General features: G+C 70.0%; 17 protein-coding genes. 12 read left to right on the top strand and 5 right to left on the bottom strand.

Annotation, left to right across the window (positions count from 1 at the left end; all coding sequences use genetic code 11):
* Positions 1-14: 14 nt before the first annotated feature.
* On the bottom strand, positions 15-893 hold the full coding sequence (locus tag ACY1JX_RS03385; protein WP_462565214.1) for a MaoC family dehydratase: 879 nt from the start codon (positions 891-893) through the stop codon (positions 15-17).
* A 1-nt stretch (position 894) separates the two neighbouring features.
* Positions 895-2,226: a 3-oxoacyl-ACP reductase gene (locus tag ACY1JX_RS03380; protein WP_462565213.1), complete on the bottom strand. Its 1,332-nt coding sequence runs from the start codon at positions 2,224-2,226 to the stop codon at positions 895-897.
* A 129-nt stretch (positions 2,227-2,355) separates the two neighbouring features.
* On the opposite strand from ACY1JX_RS03380, the gene ACY1JX_RS03375 reads away from it, so the two are divergent.
* The gene (locus tag ACY1JX_RS03375) at positions 2,356-3,705 is read left to right on the top strand and encodes an acetyl-CoA C-acetyltransferase (RefSeq protein WP_462565212.1); all 1,350 of its coding nucleotides are present in this window, start codon (positions 2,356-2,358) and stop codon (positions 3,703-3,705) included.
* Between the two features lie 73 nt (positions 3,706-3,778).
* On the opposite strand, the gene ACY1JX_RS03370 is transcribed toward ACY1JX_RS03375, so the two are convergent.
* On the bottom strand, positions 3,779-4,432 hold the full coding sequence (locus ACY1JX_RS03370; RefSeq protein WP_462565211.1) for a TetR/AcrR family transcriptional regulator: 654 nt from the start codon (positions 4,430-4,432) through the stop codon (positions 3,779-3,781).
* 129 nt (positions 4,433-4,561) lie between these two features.
* Between ACY1JX_RS03370 and ACY1JX_RS03365 the strand changes: the two genes are divergently transcribed.
* The 5 genes from ACY1JX_RS03365 (at position 4,562) to ACY1JX_RS03345 (ending at position 9,872) form a co-directional block, all read left to right on the top strand.
* Entirely contained in the window at positions 4,562-5,392 is an 831-nt protein-coding gene (locus tag ACY1JX_RS03365) for an SDR family oxidoreductase (protein ID WP_462565210.1), read from the top strand.
* Positions 5,389-5,928 carry a carboxymuconolactone decarboxylase family protein gene (locus tag ACY1JX_RS03360; protein WP_462565209.1) on the top strand — a complete coding sequence of 180 codons (540 nt, stop codon included), beginning with the start codon at positions 5,389-5,391 and terminating at the stop codon, positions 5,926-5,928. Before ACY1JX_RS03365 ends, ACY1JX_RS03360 begins: the two co-directional genes overlap by 4 nt.
* A 43-nt stretch (positions 5,929-5,971) precedes the next feature.
* Entirely contained in the window at positions 5,972-6,544 is a 573-nt protein-coding gene (locus tag ACY1JX_RS03355; protein ID WP_462565208.1) for a dihydrofolate reductase family protein, read from the top strand.
* Positions 6,545-6,601: 57 nt separating this feature from the next.
* Positions 6,602-8,686: an excinuclease ABC subunit UvrB gene (uvrB, locus tag ACY1JX_RS03350; protein WP_286927838.1), complete on the top strand. Its 2,085-nt coding sequence runs from the start codon at positions 6,602-6,604 to the stop codon at positions 8,684-8,686.
* A gap of 184 nt (positions 8,687-8,870) precedes the next feature.
* Positions 8,871-9,872: a TerC family protein gene (locus ACY1JX_RS03345; protein WP_286927835.1), complete on the top strand. Its 1,002-nt coding sequence runs from the start codon at positions 8,871-8,873 to the stop codon at positions 9,870-9,872.
* 16 nt (positions 9,873-9,888) lie between these two features.
* Here ACY1JX_RS03345 and ACY1JX_RS03340 read toward each other — a convergent pair whose 3' ends face one another.
* Positions 9,889-11,295, bottom strand: a complete 1,407-nt coding sequence (locus ACY1JX_RS03340; protein ID WP_462565207.1) for an APC family permease — start codon at positions 11,293-11,295, stop codon at positions 9,889-9,891.
* 102 nt (positions 11,296-11,397) lie between these two features.
* Here ACY1JX_RS03340 and ACY1JX_RS03335 point away from each other — a divergent pair, with 102 nt between their 5' ends.
* A complete protein-coding gene (locus tag ACY1JX_RS03335; RefSeq protein ID WP_462565206.1) occupies positions 11,398-12,672 on the top strand; it encodes a cytochrome P450 in 1,275 nt (424 codons plus the stop codon).
* A gap of 88 nt (positions 12,673-12,760) precedes the next feature.
* Here ACY1JX_RS03335 and ACY1JX_RS03330 read toward each other — a convergent pair whose 3' ends face one another.
* Entirely contained in the window at positions 12,761-13,414 is a 654-nt protein-coding gene (locus ACY1JX_RS03330; RefSeq protein ID WP_462565205.1) for an MBL fold metallo-hydrolase, read from the bottom strand.
* A gap of 57 nt (positions 13,415-13,471) precedes the next feature.
* Between ACY1JX_RS03330 and uvrA the strand changes: the two genes are divergently transcribed.
* Genes uvrA through whiA form a run of 5 tightly spaced genes read left to right on the top strand, consistent with a single transcriptional unit; the run spans position 13,472 to position 21,161 of the window.
* Entirely contained in the window at positions 13,472-16,330 is a 2,859-nt protein-coding gene (gene uvrA, locus ACY1JX_RS03325) for an excinuclease ABC subunit UvrA (RefSeq protein ID WP_181755593.1), read from the top strand.
* 18 nt (positions 16,331-16,348) lie between these two features.
* On the top strand, positions 16,349-18,292 hold the full coding sequence (gene uvrC, locus ACY1JX_RS03320) for an excinuclease ABC subunit UvrC (RefSeq protein ID WP_462565204.1): 1,944 nt from the start codon (positions 16,349-16,351) through the stop codon (positions 18,290-18,292).
* An 8-nt stretch (positions 18,293-18,300) separates the two neighbouring features.
* Positions 18,301-19,164, top strand: a complete 864-nt coding sequence (gene rapZ / locus ACY1JX_RS03315) for an RNase adapter RapZ (RefSeq protein ID WP_286927827.1) — start codon at positions 18,301-18,303, stop codon at positions 19,162-19,164.
* Positions 19,161-20,126, top strand: a complete 966-nt coding sequence (locus ACY1JX_RS03310; protein ID WP_286927825.1) for a gluconeogenesis factor YvcK family protein — start codon at positions 19,161-19,163, stop codon at positions 20,124-20,126. Before rapZ ends, ACY1JX_RS03310 begins: the two co-directional genes overlap by 4 nt.
* A gap of 51 nt (positions 20,127-20,177) precedes the next feature.
* On the top strand, positions 20,178-21,161 hold the full coding sequence (whiA, locus tag ACY1JX_RS03305; RefSeq protein WP_078698295.1) for a DNA-binding protein WhiA: 984 nt from the start codon (positions 20,178-20,180) through the stop codon (positions 21,159-21,161).
* Positions 21,162-21,203: the final 42 nt, after the last annotated feature.

The following is a 21,203-nucleotide window of genomic DNA, read 5'->3' as shown; positions in this document are numbered from 1 at the left end:
GCCCTTTCGTTCGCTCAGGCGGGCGTGATGCGCCCCACGAGGTGGGGAGCTGCCGAGCGGGCGTCGCGGACGCCGAACGTCGTCACGGCGCCCTCGGCCTCGGTGCCGAACACGACGGTGGCGGGCAGCAGGACCGGCTTCTTGAACTCGACGTCCACCGTGTAGGCGTCGGGCAGCCGGTTCTGCAGCGCGGCGAGGCTGTGCGCCTTCGTCCACATGCCGTGCGCGATCTGGCGCGGGAAGCCGAACGCCTTGGCCGTCCACGGGTAGAGGTGGATCGGGTTCCGGTCGCCCGACACGGCGCCGTAGCGACGTCCGAGGTTGCCACCGAGCTTCCAGTGGACGACTCCCTCGGGAGCGTCCACGCCCGCCAGCGGGGGCACTGCGGGCTCGTCGCCGCCCTTGCTGCTGCGGAACAGGACCGTCATGGTCTCGTCCCACACCAGCTCGCCCGCCACGTGGGCCTCGCTGACCAGCGAGATGAGGCGTCCCTTCGGGTGCGGGTCGTCCGCCGTGGCCCGCAGCGAGAGGTCGTAGATCTCCTCGCGACCGATCGGCCGGTGCTGGGTGATGCGGTTGCGCAGGTGCACCGCGCCCATGGGCGGGAACGGGAACGCCGTGTCCGTCATGAGGCTCAGGTGCAGCGTGTGCGCCGCGATGTGCGGGTACGTGGCCGGGAGGGTCTCGGCGCGGGCGAACCCGCACACCTCGTTGTATCGGTCGAGGTGCGCCAGGTCGGTGGCCACCCGCGTGCGCCGCAGGGTGACGTCGGGCAGGCCGCCGCGCTCGTGCTTGATGCCGGGCAGGCCGCCGACGACCGGGATCGCCGGCAGCGCCGCCTTGAGCATCAGCGGCAGGCCCGCGGGCGCCTTGTCGAAGGTGCGCGTGGTCACGTCAGGCACCGAGGAAGCCCTGGCCGCAGACCCGCACGACGTTGCCCGAGATCGCCGACGAGCCGGGGTGGCAGTACCAGGCGATCGCCTCGGCGACGTCGACCGGCTGGCCGCCCTGCGACAGCGAGCTGAGGCGGCGTCCGGCCTCGCGGATGCCCAGCGGCATCGTCTGGACCATGTCGGTCTCGATGAAGCCCGGGGCGATCGCGTTGACCGTGATGCCGTCGCCGGCGACCCGGGGCGCCAGCGCCTGGACGAAGCCGATGACGCCGGCCTTGGCCGTGCCGTAGTTCGTCTGGCCGTTGTTCCCGGCAATGCCCGCGATCGACGAGATGCCGATGACGCGGCCACCGGGGCGGATGAGCTTCTGCTCGAGCAGGTGGGCCGTGATGCGCTCCGGCGCGCCGACGCTGATGTCGACGACCTTCGCCCAGTTCTCGGCCTTCATGTTCCTGAGCCGCTTGTCGCGGGTGATGCCGGCGTTGTGGACCACGAAGTCGACGCCGTCGCCCAGGCCCGCGGCGATCGTCTCGGGCGCGTCGTCGGCGGTGATGTCGCAGACGATCGAGGAGCCGCCCAGCTCGGCCATGAGGGCGTCGAGGTCCTCCTGCAGCGGCGGGACGTCGAGGCCGATGATGGTGGCGCCGTCGCGGTGAAGCGTGCGCGCCATCGCTGCGCCCAGGCCGCGGGAGGCACCCGTGACGAGGGCGACCTTGCCGGCGAGCGGACGCGTCGGATCGGCGGGGGAGTCGGCCTCCGCGAGGTCGGTGGTGCCCAGGCGGACGACCTGGCCGTCGACGAACGCCGACTTGGCCGAGAGCAGGAACTGCAGGGTCGAGCCCACGGCGTCCTTGGACTCGGGCGTCACGTACACGAGGTTGGCGGTGCTGCCGTTCGCGCCGACCTCCTTGCCGAGCGAGCGGACGAAGCCCTCCAGGCCGCGCTGCGCGATGGCGGCGCCGACAGTCTCGGCGCGCTCGGGCAGCAGGCCGATCACGACGATCTTGGCGCTGCCGGCGAGGCTACGCAGGACCGGCGTGAAGAACTCCTGGAGGGTCACGGTGCCGGCGGCCGAGTCGATCCCGGAGGCGTCGAGCACGAGGCCCTTGTAGCGGCGACCCTCGGCCCGCACGGTGGTGGTGTCGATGCCGGCGCCCTTGAGCAGCCCGGGCAGTGAACCCACGACGAGGCCCTCTCCGCCGATCAGGACGGGACCGTCGACCAGCGCACCGCCTCGGTAGCGCTCCAGCTCCGGAGGGTTCGGCAGGCCCAGGTTCTTCACCAGGAACTGACCGATCGGGTTCTGGATCATCGACTTGTAACGGTCGCTCATCGCAGGATGTGTCCTATCTCTCGGATCTCTCGGATACCATCGGTATCTGAACGCGTTAAGGTGACTCTAGCCTGCACGGCAGCGCCACGGCAAAGGAAAGCGACGTAGGTCGCAGACGAAAGGTTCCGCATGGCTGACAAGCCCTCCACGAAGACCGCGAAGGCCACCAAGGCCGCCTCCCAGGACGCCGCCACCATCCGTCGCGTCGCCGTCATCGGCGGCAACCGCATCCCGTTCGCGCGCTCGAACTCGGTTTACTCGGGCGTCTCCAACCAGGAGATGCTCACGGCCGCGCTCGACGGGCTCGTCGACCGCTTCGGCCTCGAGGGAGAGCGGGCCGGCGAGGTCGTCGCCGGTGCCGTCCTGAAGCACGCGCGCGACTTCAACCTCACGCGTGAGGTCGTCCTCGGCTCCAAGCTCTCGCCCGCCACGCCCGCCACCGACATCCAGCAGGCCTGCGGCACCGGCCTGCAGGCGGCGTTCCAGGTCGCGAACAAGATCGCGCTTGGCAAGATCGAGTTCGGCATCGCCGGCGGCACCGACACCACGTCCGACGCCCCGCTGGCCGTCAACGACAAGCTGCGCAAGATCCTGCTGCAGGCCAACCAGGCCAACGCCAAGGGCGACAAGAAGGCACTGGTCAAGCTGCTCACCAAGATCCGCCCGAGCTACCTGGCCCCAGACCAGCCGCGCAACGCCGAGCCGCGCACCGGCCTGTCGATGGGCGACCACCAGGCGCTCACCACGCACGAGTGGGGCATCACCCGCGAGGCGCAGGACGAGCTGGCCGCCCGCTCGCACCAGAACCTCGCCGCCGCGTGGGAATCGGGCTGGCAGGACGACCTCGTCTCGCCGTTCAACGGCGTGGAGCGCGACAACCACCTGCGCCCCGACTCCACGGTCGAGAAGCTGGCCAAGCTCAAGCCGGTCTTCGGCAAGCAGCTCGGCGACGCCGCCACGATGACCGCCGGCAACTCCACGCCGCTGTCCGACGGCGCCTCGGTGGCGCTGCTGGCCTCGGAGGAGGAGGCCGCGCGTCGCGGCTGGGACGTGAAGGCGTTCCTCGTCGACTACGAGACGGCCGCGGTCGACTACGTCAACGGCGGCGAGGGCCTGCTGATGGCTCCGGCCTACGCGGTGCCGCGGATGCTCGAGCGCAACGGCCTGACCCTGCAGGACTTCGACTTCTACGAGATCCACGAGGCGTTCGCCGGCCAAGTGCTTTCCACGCTCGCGGCGTGGGAGGACGCGGACTTCTGCAAGCACCGCCTCGGCCTCGACAGCCCGCTGGGCTCGATCGACCGCAGCAAGCTCAACGTGAAGGGCTCGTCGCTCGCCGCGGCGCACCCGTTCGCGGCCACGGGCGGGCGCATCATCGCCAACCTCGCCAAGCTGCTGGAGGAGAAGGGCTCGGGTCGCGGCCTGATCTCAATCTGCGCCGCCGGCGGCCAGGGCGTCGTGGCGATCCTCGAGCGCTGACGCGACGGACGAACGAAGCGGGGCCGGTGGCATCAGCCACCGGCCCCGCTTCGTGTGCGTCGTTGGGGGAGTGTCAGTCCTGGATCTCGACGATGGCGCGCACCGAGCGCTTCGCGAGGTCGAGCACCTCGGTCGTGGGCAGGTGCTCCATCGTCGGCAGGCCCGAGTTCAGCTCGCGGATCGAGCGCTGGAACGTGACGAGGTTCAGGATGCCCAGACCCTGCGTGTACATGATGTTCGCGACGAGCTCGGGGTCCTTGACGTCGAAGTCGCCGCTGGCGTTGCCGGCCAGGATGGCCGAGGTGATGTGGTCGAAGCAGCGGTTGATCGCGGCGCCCAGCTCGGTGAGGCGGTCGAGGCTGATCTGCTCGAGCAGCTCGGAGCCGCGGTGGCGCAGCAGCGACTGCGCGCAGTCGACGAACGCGGGGTACTCGCTGCCGTAGGAGAGGAACTCGACGGTGATCGTGTCGATCCGCTCGATGGGGCTCAACCGGGAGTCGTCGGACTTGGCCAGACGGGTCTCGAGCTGATTGAGGTAGTCCACCAGCGTCATCGCGAAGAGCTCTTCCTTCGTGGTGAAGTGGCGGTAGATGATCGCGCGGTTGATGCCGACGGCCCGGGCGATGTCCTCGATCTGCGCGTCCCGCATTCGACGTTCGTCGAACAGGGCGCGGGTCGCATCGAGGATCTCGCGCGTGCGTTGCGCCCTGCGCTCGACGATGGCCATACCGACGACCTTATCGGCTCCGTCCGCGAAAGTGACGTCCGGCACCGCGCGCGCGTCAAGGCGATGTGACGCACAGCACGTAGGGTGTGCAGCATGGCGAAGTTGGACATACGTACCAAGCAGTGTGTCGTGACCGGTGCAGCCGGCGGGATCGGAGCCGCCACGGCGCTCGCGCTGGCTCGCGCCGGTGCGCGTCTGGTGCTCACGGACCTGGACCCGGTGGGGCTCGAGCGCACGGTGGAGCAGGTCAGGGCATCTCGGGGCCAGGTCGTGCTCAGCCGTGCGGTCGACCTCACCGACGCCGACGCGGTCCGACGCTTCGCCGCTGACGTGCGGGAGGAGGTGGGATCGCCCGACGTGCTGCTGAACATCGCCGGCATCTCGATCTGGGGCACGATCGACCGGCTCCAGGAGGAGCACTGGCGCCGGCTCCTCGACGTGAACCTCATGGGGCCCGTCCACGTCATGTCGTCCTTCCTGCCCGGGATGATCGAGGCGGGCCGCGGAGGTCACGTGGTCAACGTCTCGAGCGCCGCGGGGATCTTCGGGCTTCCGTGGCACGCGGCCTACAGCGCCAGCAAGTTCGGGCTCCGTGGCGTCTCGGAGGTGCTGCGGTTCGACCTGCGGCGGCACGGGATCGGCGTGAGCCTCGTCTGCCCCGGGGCGGTCGCGACACCGCTGGTGCGCGATCTCGAGGTCGTGGGCGTCGACCGCTCCGCGCCGTCGTTCCAGGCGATCGAGCACCGGTTCCTCCGCCACGCGATCAGCCCCGAGGCCGCGGCGGACGCCATCGTCAAGGGCCTCGAGCGACGGCGCTACTGGGTCTACACGTCACGCGACATCCGGCTCGGTCACTACGCCCAGCGCTGGTTCCCCTGGGGGTACGGACTGGCGATGCGGTACCTCAACCGGATGCTGACGCGCGCCGAGGCCCGGGCGATGAGCGGAGGGAGGCGATGAGGGCGCCGCGCGTCACCCCCGGCGGGCGCCGGCAGCTCGGGCCGGTGAACCACCTGCTCGGCCGTCTGCTGTCCCGCGGTGCGGGCGTCAGGAACGCCCACCTGTTCACCACGCTCGGCCGCAACCGCGGCCTGTTCCGCGCGTGGCTGCTCTACTCCGGTGCGCTGATGCTGCGCGGACGGCTGCCGCGCCGGGAGACCGAGCTGGTGATCCTGCGGGTCGCCCACCGGTGCGACAGCGAGTACGAGCGGCAGCACCACGTGCGGCTCGGTGCCAGGGCCGGCCTCGGGCGCGACGAGATGGAGCGGGTGCGTGCCGACGACCTCGCCGGGTGGAAGCCGTCGGACGAGGTGCTGCTCGCGGCCACCGACCGGCTGCTGACCGAGGACGACGTCGACGACGCGACGTGGCGGCGCCTGCGCGCCTACTGGGACGAGGCGCAGGCGATCGAGCTGTGCCTGCTCGTGGGCCAGTACCGCGGCCTCGCCACCACGATCCGCACGCTCGGCATCGCCCCCGACCGCTCGACGGACTGACGACCGTCGTCGTACGGTCGGACCACCGAGACGGGGAGGTCAGATGCACGACGTGACGTACTCGATGGGCCTGTCGCTCGACGGCTACATCGTCGGGCCGGACGGGGGATTCGACTGGGGCGCGCCGGAGGAGCAGATCAGCGACGTCATGGAGATCTCGATGGACGAGATCCAGGGCGTCTCCACCCACCTCATGGGCCGGCGGATCTACGAGACGATGCTCTACTGGGAGACCGCCGCCGAGGACCCGGACCTGGGGGACCAGGAGCGCCGCTGGACGGAGCTGTGGAACCCGTTGCCCAAGGTCGTGTTCTCGCGCACGCTCACCGAGGTGGAGGGCGCGGCGCGGCTGGCCACCGGCACGCTGCAGGAGGAGATCGAGCGGCTCAGGGCCGAGCCCGGCGACGGCGACATCGCGATCGCCGGGGCCACGCTGGCGGCGCAGGCCGCCGACCTCGGCCTCATCGACGAGTACCGCCTGCGGGTCAGCCCGGTGCTGGTGGGCGGCGGCATCCCCTACTTCACGCGCGGTCGTCAGCACGTCGACCTCGAGCTCGTCGAGAGCCGGGAGTGCGCCGCGGGGCTGATGTACCTGCGGTACCGCGTCCGGCGGTGATCACCCCGCGGGTCCTTCCGCGCGATTCTGTCGGTGTCCGCCCGTAGGCTCGAAGGCATGAGACCCGTCTCCGAACTCACGCGGCAGGTGGCACCGTTCGAGGTCGTCTCCGACTACCAGCCCGCCGGCGACCAGCCGGCCGCGATCGCCGAGATCACCCAGCGCATCCAGGGTGGCACCGACGACGTCGTGCTGATGGGTGCCACCGGCACCGGCAAGACGGCCACCACCGCCTGGCTCGCCGAGCAGCTGCAGCGCCCGATGCTCGTGATGCTGCCGAACAAGACCCTCGCCGCGCAGTTCGCCAACGAGCTGCGCGAGCTGCTGCCGAACAACGCCGTCGAGTACTTCGTCTCGTACTACGACTACTACCAGCCCGAGGCGTACATCGCGCAGAGCGACACCTACATCGAGAAGGACTCCTCGATCAACGAGGAGGTCGAGCGGCTGCGCCACTCGGCCACGTGGTCGCTGCTCACGCGGCGTGACGTCATCGTGGTGGCCACCGTGTCGTGCATCTACGGCCTCGGCTCGGCGCAGGAGTACCTGAACCGGATGATCGGGTTCAAGGTCGGCGACGAGATGGGCCGCGACCACCTGCTGCGCACGCTCGTGCAGGCGCAGTACGTCCGCAACGACGTCAGCGCCACGCGCGGCACCTTCCGCGTCAAGGGCGACACCGTCGAGATCTTCCCCGTCTACCAGGAGATGGCGGTGCGGGTGGAGTTCTTCGGCGACGAGATCGAGCGGCTGATGACCCTGCACCCGCTCACCGGCGAGGTGCTCAGCGACGACCAGGAGCTCTTCGTCGGCGCGGCCACCCACTACGCGGCCGGCCCCGAGATCATGGTGCGCGCGATCGAGCGCATCAAGGCCGAGCTGGAGGAGCGGCTCGCGGTGCTCGAGCGCGAGAACAAGCTGCTCGAGGCCCAGCGACTGCGCATGCGCACCACGTACGACCTCGAGATGATGGAGCAGGTCGGCACCTGCTCGGGCATCGAGAACTACTCGCTGCACATGGACGGACGGCCGCCGGGATCGGCGCCGAACTGCCTGCTCGACTACTTCCCGAAGGACTTCGTCCTCGTCGTCGACGAGTCCCACGTCACGATCCCGCAGATCGGCGCGATGTACGAGGGCGACATGAGCCGCAAGCGCTCGCTCGTCGAGCACGGCTTCCGGCTGCCCAGTGCGATGGACAACCGGCCGCTCAAGTGGCCCGAGTTCCTCCAGCGGATCGGCCAGACCGTCTACCTCTCGGCCACGCCGGGCGACTACGAGATGAACAAGGTCGAGGGTGACGTCGTCGAGCAGGTCATCCGCCCCACCGGCCTGATCGACCCCGAGGTCGTCGTCAAGCCGACGAAGGGCCAGATCGACGACCTCATCGGCGAGATCAACGACCGCGTCGCCAAGAACGAGCGCGTCCTGGTCACCACGCTGACCAAGAAGATGTCCGAGGACCTCACCGACTACCTGCTGGAGGCGGGCATCCGCACGCGCTACCTGCACAGCGAGGTCGACACGCTGCGCCGCGTCGAGCTGCTGCGCGAGCTCCGGATGGGGGAGTACGACGTCCTCGTCGGCATCAACCTGCTGCGTGAGGGCCTCGACCTGCCCGAGGTCAGCCTCGTGGCGATCCTCGACGCCGACAAGGAGGGCTTCCTGCGCTCGGGTCGCTCGCTGATCCAGACGATCGGCCGCGCGGCGCGCAACGTCTCCGGTCAGGTGATCATGTACGCCGACCGCATCACCGACTCGATGGAGAAGGCGATCGACGAGACGAACCGTCGCCGGGCCAAGCAGGTCGCCTACAACACCGAGCGCGGCATCGATCCGCAGCCGCTGCGCAAGAAGATCGGCGACATCACCGACATGCTCGCCCGCGAGGACGAGGACACCCGAGCCCTGCTCGCCGCCACGGGCGACCACAAGCGCAAGGGCGCAGCCGTCCCGCTGGGCCAGCACACGAAGGGTCTCGCCGACCTGCCCTCGGGCGAGCTGGCGTCGCTCATCGACCAGCTCTCCCAGCAGATGCACCAGGCCGCGGCCGACCTGCAGTTCGAGGTCGCGGCGCGCCTGCGCGACGAGATCGGCGAGCTCAAGCGGGAGCTGCGCGGAATGATGAGCGCCGGCACCTGAGTTGGCGCCGGCTTCGCGGCGCTGTCAGACTGGTCCGCGGAGGGGAGTATTCCCATCACCGGCGTGTCGTCAGCACGGGGGTCATCGTCGACCACCCCGGGGCGCCGGACCGGCCACATCTGCATTCCGGTGGAAGAGACCTCCGAGTCCTTGATGACCCGGAGAGAGAAGCAGAGGAACGCCTGTGAACGTCAGCACGCTCGAGTGGGGTGTCACCATCGCGGTGACGATCGCCATCCTGCTGTTCGACATCGTCGTGATCGCCCGCAAGCCGCACGAGCCCACCACGAAGGAGTGCGCGCTCTACCTGTCGTTCTACATTGGCCTGGCCATCGCGTTCGGCGCGTGGGTCTGGGGCTTCCACGGCAGTCAGTACGGCGTGGAGTTCTACGCCGGCTGGCTCACCGAGTACAGCCTGTCGATCGACAACCTGTTCATCTTCATCATCATCATGAGCAGCTTCGCCGTCCCGCGGAAGTACCAGCAGGAGGCGCTGCTCGTCGGCATCATCCTGGCGCTGATCTTCCGCGGCATCTTCATCGCGCTCGGCGCGGTGGCGATCAACGAGTTCTCGTGGGTCTTCTACATCTTCGGCGCCTTCCTGCTCTACACGGCGGTCAAACTGGCGAAGAACGACGACGAGGACGAGGACGTCGAGAACGCCGTCGTCCGGTTCGCCCGCAAGCGCTTCAACATGAGCGACCAGTGGGACGGCCTCAAGCTGGTCGTCCGCGAGAACGGCCGTCGTGCGATCACGCCGATGGCGCTGGTCATCATCGCGCTCGGCACCACCGACATCCTGTTCGCGCTCGACTCGATCCCGGCGATCTTCGGCCTCACGCAGGAGCCGTACATCGTCTTCACCGCGAACGTCTTCGCGCTGATGGGCCTGCGCCAGCTGTACTTCCTGCTCGGCGACCTGCTGCAGCGTCTGGTGTTCCTGTCCTACGGCCTGGCGTTCCTGCTGTTCTACATCGGCATCAAGCTCGTCCTGCACGCGCTGCACGAGAACGAGCTGCCGTTCATCAACGGCGGTGAGCCGGTGCACCACATCGGCCCGATCCCGATCCCCGAGGTGCCCACCCTGCTGAGCCTGGGCGTCATCATCGCGACGCTCACGATCACGGCCGTGGCCAGCCTCTGGTACTCCAACAAGTACCCCGACCGGGTGGGCGGCGGCCACTGACACCGAGCGGCTGGGGTCAGGGGATGTCGTGCGGCGGAAGGTCGTCCGGCGCCCCGACCTCCAGCCGCTCGCCCCGGCGACGGCTGAGGAAGTACATCGGCACCGACAGCACCAGGCCGATCACCAGCAGGATCCCCGCGATCTCGTACTGCTCACCCGGCCGGCCCGACAGCGGCGTCACAAGGTAGACGCACGTCACGATGCCGAGCACCGCGATCGGCGCCCGGGTCGAGAAGTGGGAGTGCTCCACGGTGTCCTTGCGCAGCACCAGCACGGCGGTGTTGACGACGGCGAAGACGGCCAGCAGCAGCAGGCTCGTCGTGCCGCCGAGGATGGCGACCGCCTCGGTGCTGGCGTTCGAGACGTAGGCGATCAGGCCCAGCGCCAGGCCGGTGGTCAGGGCGATCGACGCCCAGGGCGTCTGGCGCTTGCTGATCTTCGACAGGCTCCGGGGGATGATGCCCTGCTTCGCCATGCCGTACAGCAGCCGGCTGGCCATCAGCATGTTGATCAGGGCCGAGTTCGCGACGGCGAACATCGAGATGAACGGCAGGATCTGGTCGATCGGGACGCCGGGCGCGCCCTGCTCGACCACGGTGACCAGCGGGGTGTCGTTCCCGGCGAGCTCCCCGATGGGCACGATCGCCACCGCGCAGATCGACACGAGGATGTAGATCACGCCGGTGACTCCCAGGCCGGTCAGCATGATCTTGGGGAAGATGCGGTTCGGCTCGTGGCACTCCTCGGCCATGTTGACGGCGTCCTCGAAGCCGACCATCGCGAAGAACGCCAGCGAGGTGGCGGTGGTAGCCGCGAGGAACACGTTCTTGTCGTCGGGTGTCTCGAACGCGACGACAGCACCCCAGTCGGCGTTGCCGCCCGCGATCGCCCAGAGGCCCACCATGATCACCAGGAGCAGGCCCGAGAGCTCGATGAGCGTCAGCACGACGTTGGTCTTCACGCCCTCGCTCACGCCACGCAGGTTGATGGCCGCGATCAGGAACATGAATCCGAGCGCGATGAGCATGATCTCGAAGTTCGACGCCTCCCAGTCGAAGCCCACGGCGAGGTTCGCCGCGAACGCGCGTGCCGCGGTGGAGGCGGACGTGATGCCCGAGCACATCACGGTGAAGGCCACCATGAACGTGAACAGGTGGATGCCGAAGGCCTTGTGCACGTACAGCGCGGCACCGGCGGCCTGCGGGTACTTCGTCACCAGCTCGAGGTAGGAGAGCGCCGTCAGCAGCGCCACGCCGAAGGCGACGAGGAACGGCAGCCACGCGGCGCCGCCCACCTCCGCCGCGACCTGCCCGGTCAGGGCGTAGACGCCCGTACCGAGGATGTCCCCGACGATGAACAACAGCAGGAGCTTGGGTCCGAGGACCCGCCTGAGCTCGGTGGGCTGATCGGTGCTGGTCGCCATGGCTCCCCCTCGTAGGTTGCCTACACCTTCGTCCCACGCGCCCGAAACGGCAACCGCGCACGGTTCGTGAGGTGGGACCGATATCGTGTGCGGGTGAGATTGATGCGGAGAATCCGCGCGAAGGTGGTGTCGTCGCTGGCACGGCGGCACGTCGCCAAGCGCGGCATCGACCTCGCGAGCTTCTCCTTCATCCCCGAGGCCACGAAGGCCCCGCTGCAGCGGGTCGGTCTCGACCCGGTGCCCGAGATGGCCCGCATCCGGCACGAGGAGCCGCTGCACCGGCTCGACCTGCCGTTCGACTTCACCGCCTACCTGGTCACGGGATATGAGCAGTCGCGCCAGGTGATGACGGCCCGCGACACGTACTCCACCGACATCCGTCACCTGTTCTCCGGCGACGGACCCGCGACGTCGGACGACATCGGGGGACTGGGATTCACCGACCCGCCCGTGCACACCCGGCTGCGCAAGATCATCACGCCGGAGTTCACGATGCGCCGGCTGGCCCGCCTGGAGCCGATGATCGAGCAGATCGTCGACCGGGCGCTCGACGACCTCGAGGCGGCCGGCCCCCACGCCGACCTTGCGAAGACCTTCGCGTTCCCGATCCCGTTCAACACGATCTGCGCGCTGCTGGGTCTGGACTACGAGGACACGCAGGCCTTCTCGAAGCTGGGCAGCGCCCGCTTCGACGCGACCAACGGGGGAGCGGCGGCCTTCGGCGCGGTCTCCGAGCAGCGCGAGTTCCTCTTCGACGCGGTCGCTCGCCAGCGCAAGGAGCCCGGACCCGGGCTCATCGGCCAGATCATCCGCGACGAGGGCGAGCTGATCAGCGACCGCGACCTCGCGGGACTCGCCGACGGCGTGTTCACCGGTGGCTACGAGACCACCGCAGGGATGATCGCGCTCAGCACCATCATGCTCTCGCGGGACCGGGCCTACGCCGATCTCGTGCGATCGGGCAACCGCGAGACCCTCGACCGGGTCATCGAGGAGCTGCTGCGCTACTTCTCCGTCGTGCAGGTCGCGTTCCCACGCTTTGCGAAGCAGGACATGGACCTGTTCGGGACGAAGGTGAAGGCCGGCGACGTCCTGCTGGTCTCCCTGAGCAGCGCCAACCGCGACGAGTCCAGCGCCGGCGCGGGCGCCGACGCCTTCGACCCGCTCCGGATCCCCACGAGCGGCCACCTGGCGTTCGGCCACGGCATCCACCGGTGCATCGGCGCCGAGCTGGCCCGCATGGAGCTGCGCATCGCATTGCCGAAGCTGCTGCGCCGCTTCCCGGACCTCAGCCTGGCCGTCCCCGAGTCCGAGCTGGAGTTCCGCCAGCTCAGCTTCGTCTTCGGGATCGAGTCGCTCCCCGTCACGCTGGCCTAGCAGCCACGCGGGACGTCATACGGTGCGGTCGTCATGGCGACCGACTCGTATGACGCAAGCGGCTCAACCATGGCGGAGCAGCCGCAGGCTACCAACCGCGGGCGCGCCAGTCCGGCAGGCTCGGTCGCTCCGCGCCGAGGGTGGAGTCGTCGCCGTGGCCCGGGTAGAACCACGTGTCGTCGTCGAACCGGGCGAACAGCTTGGACTCGACCTCGCCGCACAGTCGCATGAAGTCGTCGGGCGACCACGTGCGGCCGACGCCGCCGGGGAACAGGGAGTCGCCGGTGAACAGGTGGGTGACACCGTCGGGGTCGTCGTACACCAGCACGATGGAGCCGGGCGTGTGCCCGACGACCTCGATCACCTCGAGCTCGCACGAGCCAACCCGCACCCGAGCGCCCGTGCGGACCCGGACGTCGACCTCGACCGGCAGCTCGTCCGCGTCGTCCTCGCCCGCGACGGTCTCGGCGCCCGTGGCAGCCACGACCTCCGCGAGCGCCTGCCAGTGGTCGGCGTGCCGGTGGGTCGTGATGACGCGCGCCAGGCCCCGATCGCCGACCAGCTCCAGGAGCCGCCCGGCCTCGTCGGCGGCGTCGATCAGCACCTGCTCGCCGGTGAGCGCGCAGCGCAGCAGGTAGGCGTTGTTGGCCATCGGTCCCACGGCGATCTTCGTGATCACCAGGTCGCCGGCCTCGCGGGTGTCGGGCGCGCCGCCGACCGTGACCTCTCCCGTGTACGTCATGGCCTCGACCCTACTCGTCGGGAGGTTTCTGTCAGGGCACCTCAGTACGCTGGACAGGTGAACGATCGTCTCGTGGTGAGGGGTGCGCGCGAGCACAACCTCAAGGATGTCTCCGTCGACCTGCCCCGTGACTCACTCATCGTGTTCACGGGCCTGTCGGGCTCGGGCAAGTCGTCCCTGGCGTTCGACACCATCTTCGCCGAGGGCCAGCGCCGCTACGTCGAGTCGCTCTCGGCGTACGCCCGCCAGTTCCTGGGCCAGATGGACAAGCCGGACGTCGACTTCATCGAGGGCCTGTCGCCCGCGGTGTCGATCGACCAGAAGTCCACCTCGCGCAACCCGCGGTCCACCGTCGGCACGATCACCGAGGTCTACGACTACCTCCGCCTGCTCTACGCGCGCGCCGGCCGGCCCCACTGCCCCACGTGCGGCGAGCCCATCGCCCGCCAGACGCCGCAGCAGATCGTCGACCGCATCCAGGACGACGAGGAGGGCACCCGCTTCCAGGTCCTCGCCCCGGTGATCCGCGGCCGCAAGGGCGAGTACCTCGAGCTCTTCCGCCAGCTCCAGCAGTCCGGCTTCAGCCGCGCGATCGTCGACGGCGAGATGATCATGCTCGCCGACGAGCCGCCCAAGCTGGCGAAGCAGAAGAAGCACACGATCGAGGTCGTCGTCGACCGCCTCACGGTCAAGCCCTCGTCCAAGCAGCGCCTCACCGAGTCCGTCGAGACGGCCCTCGGCCTGGCCGACGGCATCGTGATCATCGACTACGTCAGCCTCGACGAGAAGGACCCGGCGCGCCGTCGCCGCTTCTCCGAGCGCCTCGCGTGCCCCAACGACCACCCGCTGCAGGTCGACGAGCTCGAGCCGCGCTCGTTCTCCTTCAACGCCCCCTACGGCGCGTGCCCCGAGTGCCACGGCCTCGGCTCGCGCAAGGAGGTCGACGCCGAGCTACTGGTCCCCGACCCCGAGAAGACCCTCGCCGAAGGCGCGATCACGGCGTGGACCTACACCCAGGTCTCCGACTACTTCCTGCGCCTCATGCGCTCGCTCGGCGACGAGCTCGGCTTCGACGTCGACACCAAGTGGGCCGACCTGAAGCCCGAGTTCCAGGACGCGCTGCTGAACGGGCACTCCACGAAGGTGCACGTCCAGTACAAGAACCGCTACGGCCGCCAGCGGTCGTACTGGGCCGAGTTCGAGGGCGCGAAGGCGTTCGTCGAGCGCCGCCACGCCGAGACCGACTCCGACACGAGCCGCGACCGGCTCGAGGGATTCATGCGCGAGGTCCCGTGCCCCGCGTGCGGCGGCACCCGCCTCAAGCCCGTGATCCTGGCCGTCACGCTCGAGTCCGAGCGCTTCGGCGCCAAGAACATCGCCGAGCTCTGCCACCAGTCGATCGCCGAGGCGGCCGACTTCCTGCAGGACCTGGTGATGAGCGATCGCGAGCGCCAGATCGGCGAGCGCGTGCTCAAGGAGATCCACGAGCGCCTGCGGTTCCTGCTCGACGTCGGTCTCGACTACCTGGCGCTGGATCGCGCCGCCGGCTCGCTGTCGGGCGGCGAGGCCCAGCGCATCCGGCTCGCCACCCAGATCGGCGCCGGCCTCGTCGGTGTCCTCTACGTGCTCGACGAGCCGTCGATCGGCCTGCACCAGCGCGACAACCACCGCCTCATCGAGACGCTCGTGCGCCTCAAGAACCTGGGCAACACGCTGATCGTCGTCGAGCACGACGAGGACACCGTGCGCGCCGCGGACTGGGTCGTCGACATCGGCCCCGGTGCGGGCGAGCACGGCGGCCAGGTCATCGTGTCCGGCCCCGTCGAGGACCTGCTCAACAGTCCCGACTCGCTCACCGGCGCCTACCTGTCGGGTCGCCAGTCGATCCCCGTTCCCGAGGTCCGTCGTCCCCGCGACAAGGGCCGCCAGCTCGTCGTGAAGGGCGCCCGCGAGAACAACCTCAAGAACGTCGACGTGGCCTTCCCGCTCGGCCAGCTCGTCTCGGTCACGGGCGTCTCCGGCTCGGGCAAGTCCACGCTGGTGAACGACATCCTCTACACGTCGCTCGCCCGCCAGATCTACAAGGCGCGCACGATCCCGGGCCGCCACCGCACCATCGAGGGCACCGACCAGGTCGACAAGGTCATCCACGTCGACCAGTCCCCGATCGGCCGCACCCCGCGGTCCAACCCGGCCACCTACACCGGCGTCTTCGACCACGTCCGCAAGCTGTTCGCGCAGACGCCTGAGGCGAAGATGCGTGGCTACCAGCAGGGCCGCTTCTCGTTCAACATCAAGGGCGGTCGCTGCGAGGCCTGCCACGGCGACGGCACGATCAAGATCGAGATGAACTTCCTGCCCGACGTCTACGTGCCGTGCGAGGTCTGCCACGGCGCCCGCTACAACCGCGAGACGCTCGAGGTGCGCTACAAGGGCAAGACCATCGCTGAGGTGCTCGACATGCCCATCGAGGAGGGCGTCGAGTTCTTCGAGGCCATCCCCGCGATCGCTCGCCACCTGCGCACCCTGGTCGACGTCGGCCTGGGCTACGTGCGCCTGGGTCAGCCCGCACCCACGCTGTCCGGCGGCGAGGCGCAGCGCGTGAAGCTGGCCTCCGAGCTGCAGAAGCGCTCCACCGGCCGCACCGTCTACGTCCTCGACGAGCCCACGACGGGCCTGCACTTCGAGGACATCCGCAAGCTCCTCATCGTGCTCCAGCGTCTCGTCGACACCGGGAACTCGGTCATCGTCATCGAGCACAACCTCGACGTCATCAAGGCCTCGGACTGGCTCATCGACATGGGCCCCGAGGGCGGAAGCGGCGGCGGCACGGTCGTCGCGCAGGGCACCCCCGAGGACGTGGCGGCACATCCCGACTCGCACACCGGCCGGTTCCTCAAGCCCCTCCTGTCATGAGCGGGCGGGGGAGCGACCGTGGCTGATCCGTCCACCTACCGGCCGCGGCCGGGAGAGATCCCGACGAGTCCGGGCGTCTACAAGTTTCGCGACGAGCAGGGACGGGTCATCTACGTCGGCAAGGCCAAGAGCCTGCGGCCGCGCCTGAGCTCGTACTTCCAGGACCTCGGCAACCTGCACCCGCGCACGCACCAGATGGTCACCACCGCCGCGTCGGTGGAGTGGACCGTCGTCAACACCGAGGTCGAGGCGCTGGCGCTGGAGTACTCCTGGATCAAGGAGTACGACCCGCGGTTCAACGTCAAGTACCGCGACGACAAGTCCTACCCGTGGCTCGCCGTCACGGTGGGCGAGGAGATCCCGCGCGTCCTGGTGATGCGCGGAGCCCAGCGCAAGGGAGTCCGGTACTTCGGCCCCTACGGGCACGCCTGGGCGATCCGCGACACGGTCGACACCCTGCTCCGCGTGTTCCCGATGCGCTCGTGCAGCGCCGGAGTCTTCAAGCGAGCCAGGGCGGCGGGCCGGCCGTGCCTGCTCGGCGACATCGGGAAGTGCTCCGCGCCGTGCGTCGGGCGCGTCTCCCCGGAGGAGCACCGCGACATCGTCGACGACTTCCTCTCGTTCATGGGCGGCCAGACCGCCGGCTTCGAGCGGGGGATCGAGCAGCGCATGCGCGATGCCGCGGCGTCGCAGGAGTACGAGCTGGCCGCGAAGTACCGCGACGACCTGATGGCCATGCGCCGTGTCCTGGAGAAGCAGTCGGTCGTCCTGGGCGACGGTACCGACGCCGACGTCCTGGGCTTCGTCGACGACCCGCTCGAGGTCGCCGTCCAGATCTTCAACGTCCGCGGTGGTCGCATCCGGGGCCAGCGCGGGTGGGTCGCCGACAAGGGCGACGACGCCGGGCTGCCCGAGCTCGTGCAGAACGCCCTGATGACGCTGTACGCCGACGTCGTACCCTCGGCGATCCCGCGTGAGGTGCTCGTCCCGGCGCTGCCCGCCGACCACGAGGCGGTCGCCGAGCTGCTCACCGAGCGCCGCGGGGCGAAGGTCACGATCCGCGTCCCGCGTCGGGGCGACAAACGGGCGCTGCTCGACACCGTCGAGCAGAACGCGAAGCAGGCGATCGCCCGCCACAAGCTCAAGCGCTCGGGCGACCTCACCACCCGAAGCCGGGCCCTGGAGGAGATCCAGATGGCCCTCGACCTCCCGTCGCCGCCGCTGCGGATCGAGTGCTTCGACGTCTCGAACCTCCAGGGCACCGAGATCGTGGCGTCGATGGTGGTCTTCGAGGACGGCCTGCCGCGCAAGTCCGAGTACCGCCGCTTCACCGTGCGCCACGAGGGCCAGAGCGACGTCGCCGCGATGCACGAGGTCATCACGCGCCGGTTCGCCCATCACCTGCGTGCCCTGGAGCGCCAGGGCGACGCCGAGCCGGGAATCGATCCCGAGACGGGCAAGCCGCGCCGGTTCGCCTACGCGCCGTCACTCGTCGTGGTCGACGGCGGTCCGCCGCAGGTCGCCGCCGCGAAGCAGGCGATGGACGCGCTCGGCATCAAGGACGTCGCACTCTGCGGCCTGGCCAAGCGGCTCGAGGAGGTGTGGCTTCCCGATGACGAGGATCCCGTGATCCTGCCGCGCACCAGCGAGGGGCTCTACCTGCTGCAGCGCGTGCGCGACGAGGCGCACCGCTTCGCGATCACGCACCACCGCCAGCGGCGCAGCAAGTCGATGGTCGAGAGCCTGCTCGATCCGGTGCCCGGCCTCGGCGACAGCCGGCGCCGTGCGCTGATGAAGCACTTCGGCTCGCTCAAGAAGCTGCGCACCGCGACCGTGGAGGAAATCACGGTCGTGCCCGGGATCGGCCCCGCTACGGCAGAATCCATCGTGGCGGCGCTCCACGAGGGAGAACCGCCGGCGCCGGCCGTGAACATGGCCACCGGCGAGATCCTGGAGGACTGAGACCGACCATGACCAAGCTCACCGAGTTCGTCCTCGTCACCGGGATGACCGGCGCGGGCCGCAGCACCGCGGCCAAGGCGCTGGAGAAGCTGGGCTACTACGTGGTCGACAACCTGCCGCCGGGCATGCTCGACGAGCTGGTGTCCTCCGTCGACGCGGCTGAGGACATCGACCGGCTCGCGGTCGTGGTCGACTCCCGCTCCCGCACGTTCTTCTTCGGCCTGGTCGACGCGATCGAGTCGGTCCTGGACCTCGGCGTGAGGGTCCGCACGCTGTACCTCGAGGCCTCCGACGAGGTCCTCGTGCGGCGCCAGGAGGCGGCACGTCGGCCGCACCCGCTGAGCCGCCAGGGTCGCCTCATGGACGGCTTCGTGCGCGAGCGCGAGCTGCTGCGCACCATCCGTGGCCGTGCCGACATCGTCATCGACACCAGTCGTCTCAACGTCCACCAGCTGGCCCACCGGGTCCGGCAGGCCTTCGAGGTCGAGGACGAGCGCGGGCTCCACGTCACGATCGTGTCCTTCGGCTTCAAGTACGGCATCCCGATCGACGCCGACATGGTGGCCGACATGCGCTTCCTGCCCAACCCGTTCTGGGTCGACGAGCTGCGTCCCCTCAGCGGCCAGGACGCCGCGGTGGCCGAGTACGTGCACCGGCAGGAGCGCTCGCAGGAGTTCCTCGACCGCTACGTCGAGCTGCTCTCGATGATCACGAACGGGTTCCTGCAGGAGGACAAGCTGTTCCTCACCGTGGGGATCGGCTGCACCGGCGGCCGCCACCGCAGCGTGGCGATGTCCGAGGCGCTCGCCGACCGGCTGCGGGCCCGCGACGTCCGCACGCTCGTCGTCCACCGCGACCTGGGCCGCGAATGACGCAGGCGCGGTCCGGGGGCCCCGCCGTCGTCGCCCTCGGTGGCGGGCACGGCCTGGCCGCCACGCTGTCGGCCCTGCGCCAGGTCACCACCCGACTCACGGGCATCGTCACGGTCGCCGACAACGGCGGCTCGTCCGGCCGTCTGCGCACCGAGCTCGGCATCCTGCCTCCGGGCGACCTGAGGATGGCGCTGGCCGCGCTGTGCGGAGACGACGACTGGGGCCGCGCGTGGGCCGAGGTCCTGCAGCACCGGTTCGGGGGAGACGGTCCGCTGGCGGGCCACCCCGTCGGCAACCTGCTCCTGGCCGCGCTGTGGGACATGGAGCGCGACCAGGTGGCGGGGCTCGACCTCGTCGCGGAGCTGCTGGGCGCGCAGGGACGCGTGCTGCCGATGGCCAACGTGCCGCTCGACATCGAGGCCGACGTCGACTTCGGCCCGCCCGAACGGATCGAGCTGGTGCGCGGACAGGCCGAGGTGGCCACCACGCCCGGCCGGATCCTGGGGGTTCGGCTCGACCCGGGCGACCCGCCGGCCTGCCCCCAGGCCGTCGCCGCGCTCGAGACCGCCGACTGGGTCACGATCGGACCCGGCTCGTGGTTCACCAGCGTCATGCCCACCCTCCTGGTGCCGCAGCTGCGCCAGGCCCTGCTGCGCACGCCGGCCCGCCGCTGCCTGGTCCTCAACCTCGTGGCCCAACCCGGCGAGACCGAGCACCTCACGCCGGAGGAGCACCTCGACGTCCTCGCGGCCCACGCTCCCGACCTGCGCCTCGACGTCGTCGTGGCCGACACGTCGGCGGCCCGCGACGTCGACGCTCTCGCCCGCGGGGCCGCCCGGCTGGGGGCTCGGCTGGTGACGGCCGACGTGCGCGCCGCCGGGCAGTCGGGCCAGCACGATCCGGCCGCGCTGGCCGAGGTCTTTGCCACCACGTTCGCCCCCGCGTCACCAGCACAGGCATAGAGTGGCCCGAGCGGACATCTCGGGACGCTGGAACTGGAGGCTGATGAAGCGATGGCGATGACGGCACAGGTCAAGGCGGAAGTGGCCCGGATCCCGGTGACGAAGGCATGCTGCCGCAAGGCCGAGGTCTCCACGATCCTGCGCTTCTCCGGAGGCCTGCACATCGTCTCGGGCCGGATCGTGATCGAGGCCGAGCTCGACACCGCCGCCGCCGCCCGCCGGCTGCGCCAGGAGATCGCCGAGGTCTACGGGCACGAGAGCGAGATCATCGTCCAGCAGGGCGCCGGCGTCCGCAAGACCACGCTCTACGTCGTGCGCATCGCCCGGGGCGGCGAGCTCCTCGCCCGCCAGACCGGCCTCGTCGACGGCGGCGGCCGCCCCGTCCGCGGCCTCCCGCCGCAGGTCGTCTCGGGTCCGTCGTGCGACGCCGTCGCCGCGTGGCGCGGTGCGTTCCTGGCCCGCGGCTCCCTCACCGAGCCGGGCCGCTCGTCAGCACTGGAGATCGGCTGCCCCGGCCCCGAGGCCGCGCTCGCGATGGTCGGTGCCGCGCGTCGCGTCGGCGTCTCGGCCAAGGCTCGCGAGGTGCGTGGCGGCGACCGCGTCGTCATCCGCGACGGCGAGGCCATCGGTGCGCTGCTGACCCGCCTCGGCGCCCACGAGACGCTGCTGGCCTGGGAGGAGCGCCGGATGCGCCGCGAGGTGCGCGCCACCGCCAACCGGCTCGCCAACTTCGACGACGCCAACCAGCGTCGCTCCGCCCGCGCCGCGGTCGCGGCGGGGGCTCGCGCCCAGCGTGCGCTCGACATCCTCGCCGACGAGGTCCCCGACCACCTGCGCATGGCCGGCGAGCTGCGCGTGCAGCACCGCGAGGCCAGCCTCGAGGAGCTCGGCCAGCTGCACGATCCGCCGCTGACGAAGGACGCGATCGCCGGCCGCATCCGCCGCCTGCTCGCGATGGCGGACAAGCGTGCCCACGATCTGGGCATCGAGGACACCGAGGCGGGGCTCAACCCCGATCAGTACGCGGACGGCTGACCGATCCCGAGGGGCGACGCCCGGTGCATTCGACCGGGGGAC

It is taken from the genome of Aeromicrobium sp. JP4 (assembly GCF_054957925.1).
The sequence above is the reverse complement of the archived record's forward strand: the minus strand, read 5'-3'. Positions and strand labels throughout refer to the sequence as shown.

Coding starts and splice junctions, on each gene's coding strand:
- ACY1JX_RS03380 (WP_462565213.1), bottom strand. CDS start 2,226: ATGAGCGACCGTTACAAGTCGATGATCCAGAACCCGATCGGTCAGTTC.
- ACY1JX_RS03335 (WP_462565206.1), top strand. CDS start 11,398: ATGCGGAGAATCCGCGCGAAGGTGGTGTCGTCGCTGGCACGGCGGCAC.
- ACY1JX_RS03330 (WP_462565205.1), bottom strand. CDS start 13,414: ATGACGTACACGGGAGAGGTCACGGTCGGCGGCGCGCCCGACACCCGC.
- whiA (WP_078698295.1), top strand. CDS start 20,178: ATGGCGATGACGGCACAGGTCAAGGCGGAAGTGGCCCGGATCCCGGTG.
- ACY1JX_RS03310 (WP_286927825.1), top strand. CDS start 19,161: ATGACGCAGGCGCGGTCCGGGGGCCCCGCCGTCGTCGCCCTCGGTGGC.
- uvrB (WP_286927838.1), top strand. CDS start 6,602: ATGAGACCCGTCTCCGAACTCACGCGGCAGGTGGCACCGTTCGAGGTC.
- ACY1JX_RS03360 (WP_462565209.1), top strand. CDS start 5,389: ATGAGGGCGCCGCGCGTCACCCCCGGCGGGCGCCGGCAGCTCGGGCCG.
- ACY1JX_RS03355 (WP_462565208.1), top strand. CDS start 5,972: ATGCACGACGTGACGTACTCGATGGGCCTGTCGCTCGACGGCTACATC.
- ACY1JX_RS03340 (WP_462565207.1), bottom strand. CDS start 11,295: ATGGCGACCAGCACCGATCAGCCCACCGAGCTCAGGCGGGTCCTCGGA.
- rapZ (WP_286927827.1), top strand. CDS start 18,301: ATGACCAAGCTCACCGAGTTCGTCCTCGTCACCGGGATGACCGGCGCG.
- ACY1JX_RS03370 (WP_462565211.1), bottom strand. CDS start 4,432: ATGGCCATCGTCGAGCGCAGGGCGCAACGCACGCGCGAGATCCTCGAT.
- ACY1JX_RS03375 (WP_462565212.1), top strand. CDS start 2,356: ATGGCTGACAAGCCCTCCACGAAGACCGCGAAGGCCACCAAGGCCGCC.